The sequence below is a fragment of the Nocardia sp. NPDC051900 genome (assembly GCF_044452545.1).
Classification (GTDB): Bacteria; Actinomycetota; Actinomycetes; order Mycobacteriales; family Mycobacteriaceae; genus Nocardia; species Nocardia sichangensis.
The window spans coordinates 1-3,673 of the sequence record NZ_JBITBU010000066.1; the positions used below are offsets into that span (position 1 = coordinate 1).

The window sequence follows — 3,673 nt, forward strand, 5'->3', positions numbered from 1 at the left end:
ACCACTTCAGCGTGAGCGACGCGGCGTCACCGGCCTGGATGACGTCGCGCGGCTCCTGCATGTATCGCGCGGTGAGCCACCAATGCCCCAGGTCGGGAGTGAACCACACGAGCTTGCCGGTTTTCTTCGGCTCCCACCCGGCCAGCCATTTCCGGAACACGCGGCGGCGGCCGACGGCGTCGCGGCCGAACACGCTGATCGTCATGTCGAGTTCGAGTGCGTCGTAGGTGCTGTCCAGCCACGTCACGCCGTCCTCGTGCGCGCCCTGCTGGTCGACGTGCTTGAACGGGGCGTGCAGCCCCTTGATGTCGACGAGCTGCACACCCTCGTCGACCGGCGGCATCGGCGCCATACCACCGGTGACAGGCCACGCGAGCCGGTTGGTGTCGACCCACGTCACGAACGAGTCGCGGCCGCCGAGCAGCGATTGCAGCGCCCCCGTGGTCGGCGGGTTCGAGGGCGTGATCAGGGTGCTCATCGTGCGATCGCCCCGGCGTAGACGTTGAGTTCGCGCACGATCGCCCGGGCGTCAGCTTGCCCGTCGCCGTGCGTGTGCCAGTTCTCGATGTGCAGCAGCGGCCCGGACCGACCGGCGTCGGCGAACCGCGGTTGCTCGGCGGGCCCGAGTTTCTGCTGCTGCGGGCTGAGCACGGCGAGCTGTTCGGGGCCGCCGGTCTTGTTGTTGACGATCGAGAGCCCGGGCGGGATGAGACCACCGGCGTCGTGCGTGGCGGGCAGCTCATCGGACAGCGCGTCGGGGTCGGTGAGGTCGAGGCGATCGGACAACGCGTCGGAGTCCAGGTCGGTATCGGTATCCGGGACGTCCGGGGGCTGCAGCTGCTCGGGAAGCGCCTCGACCTCCGGCGCGGCCGAGACCTCCGGCGCGGCTTCCATATCCGGGATGGCCTGCACCTCGGGTGCGGCCTGCACCTGCAACGGTTCGGGGATGGCCTCGGCCTGCTGCGGTCCGAGATGCTGCAGCGGGTTGATGAATACCGGCCGCCCCTGGACCTTGAGATTGCCCAGCTGTCCGCCGATGCGCAGCAGCGGCGACTTGTTCGGGTCGGCGAGCAACGTGTCTTTGAGACCGAAGGTCTCGAGGAACGCGTTCGCCGCGATACCGCCCGCGCGCTGACCGAGCTGCTCGAACGTCAGCAAGCCGCCCTCGCTCGACGAGCCGCTCTTGCTGGTGCTGCTGCTGGCCGGTTGCGACTCGGCCTGCTTGGCCTTGTCCTCGTATTCGGCGGCCTTCTTGCGGTGATCCTCGGCCTGCTTGCGTGCCTTGTCGGCGGCCTCGTGCGCGGTCTTGGCCCGGTCGGTGTAGTTGCGCACCGCCGAGAGATGCCGATCGCGGGCCGCGCCGGATGCCTTGTCGGCGAGCTCCTGCGCGTGCTGCGCCTTGGCTTCGTTGTCGGCCGCGGACTGGTCGTGCTTGACCGCGGACTCGTCGGACTTGGCTGCGGCGTCGAGCTGTTTCTGCGCCGAGGCCCGCAGCGCCGCCGCCTTTTCCGCCGGCGTCCTCTTCGAGCTGTTGCTCGACGTGCTGACCGAGCTCGCGGTGTAGGGCGGGTTGAACGTGCCCGGATCCACATGGAATTGCGCGGTGAACTGCGGATCCCATGCCGAGACCGCGTCGCCGCCGTAACGGATCCGCTCGCCGGATTGGCGCGCCTCGATGTTCGTGCCGAGGATGGTCGCCGCGGCGTGCTCGGCGTTGGCGCCGATCGCGAACACATCGGACTTGGACGCGCCCGACAGGACATGCGGCCACTGCCCGGCCAGCAGCGACGTCGTGTCGCCGAGGCGCGCTGTCGGGTTCGCGATGCCCTGGGCGATCTGGATCGCGTCACCGATCAGGCCGGTGCAGTCAACACCGGTCGCGAGATCGCTACCGCCCCACGCGTACATCGTCGAGAGATGCTCGCGCACCTGTTGCAGCGCCATCTCCGGCCCGGATACCGGTTTCTGGGTAGTGGTGACACCCGGCACGATGCCGCCGGTCGCGTACCCCATCGGCGGCAGATTCGGGTTCGCCTGCTGCACACTCGAGATGTCGCCGTAGCGGGCGCGGATGTAGTTGATACTCGCGACGATGTTCGCCACCGGGTCATACACGTTGTCGGGCAGCGACTTGTCGCGGTATGCCTCGAACGTCGAGTCGATAGTCTGCGTGAGACCTTTCGACGGATGCCCGGCGGCGGCGTTGCTGTCCCATAGGTTGATGGCGTTCGGGTTGCCGCCGGACTCGCGGCCGATCAGGGTCCGTAGTCCGGGCGTCCAGTGCGCCGGGTCGACGCCCGTGATGGCGATCGCCTGCGCGATCCAGCCGTCGAGATCCGGGCTACCGACGAACGGCACACCGCCGCCACCGCCCGCGCCACCACCGGAGATCCAGCTCTTCGCTTTCTCGATCACGGAATCGACGAACCGGCCCGGGATTCCGATCAGCATGTCCCGCCACGCCGAGGTACCGCCGTCGCTGCCGCCGCCCGGTGCCGCTGCCGCCCGGTCGAGCACCGGCGCGAACAGCTCGCGCACCGCGGCGATCGGATCGCTCGCCAACCGGGCGGTGAACTTCGCGACGTCGATCGCGTCCCCGGCCACATTCTTCGCCCAGTCGACGACGGTGTCGAAGATTCCGCCGCCCTCGAACAACGGCATACCGGTCGCGTTCGCCGAGGCCCGGCCGCGTGAGTAGTAGTCGTTGAGTGCCAGGAACCGGCTCGGGCCGATCGCCTGCACGAGCTCGGGCACCGCGACACCCTCACCGGGCGACAGCCGCGCGTTGACGATGTCGCGGCCGGGCGCGTACCCGGGCACCACGCCGGGGCCCTCGTGGATGCCGCCGAGCGCGTAGTGCGGGATTTTCGAGGTGTCGACCGGGTGCAGTTCGCCGAGGTGGAACACGCCGGCTATCCCGTTCCACAGTTTCACGATGCCGTCGTTGTAGACGACGTCGATGATCGCGACCGCTGGTGTGCCGACGAGTTTCTCGATCCGCCCCCACTGCTCGCCGACCCATTCGACCGTGTTCTTGAACGCGTCGCGGACCAGGCCGAGCGCCGAGCCGATCAGTTCGCCGGTCGGCTTGATCGCGTGATCGTAGACCCAGTTCCACGTGTCGTGCACGATCGTCAGCGCGGCGTGTACGCCGTCGCCGAGTCCGTGCCAGAGTTTCATGAATTCGGTCCCGATCCAGGCTCCGGCCTTCTTCATCCAGTCCCAGACATCGAGCACCGCATTGCGGAACCAGTCGAAGTGGTTCCAGGCGTAGATGACTCCGGCGACCAGCGCGGCGAGCCCGGCGATCACCAGGCCGATCGGGTTCGCGTCCATGGCGACGTTCAGCAGCCATGTCGCGGCGGCCATGCCCTTCTGGGCGACGCCGGCGGCGATGGCCGCGCCCTCGACGGCGACGAACGACACGACGACGCGCGCGTTCTGCACCACCCATGCACCGGCGGTCTCGGCGGCGGACACGACCGCGGCGGCCTTGGTCGCCACGAACGCCCCGATCGCCTTCCCCTGCATGGCGACCCACCCGGCGCCCGCGCTGGCTTGCGCGCCCACCCACGCGACCGCCGTCGTCGCGGCCTCGACGCCCGCCGACGCCTTGGTCGCGACGAACGCGGCGGCGGCCCGGGTCTGCATCACCGCCCACGAGCCCGCGGCG

Annotated in this window: 1 protein-coding gene and 1 pseudogene; both read right to left on the reverse strand. The window is 69.2% G+C overall.

The features are described from left to right. Nucleotides 1–478, reverse strand: a pseudogene (locus ACIA5H_RS37665) (hypothetical protein); the annotation flags it as partial. Continuing rightward, the coding region (locus ACIA5H_RS37670) for a transglycosylase SLT domain-containing protein (protein WP_397081129.1) at nucleotides 475–3,673 on the reverse strand (3,199 nt) is incomplete at its 5' end. The pseudogene ACIA5H_RS37665 and the gene ACIA5H_RS37670, both read right to left, overlap by 4 nt.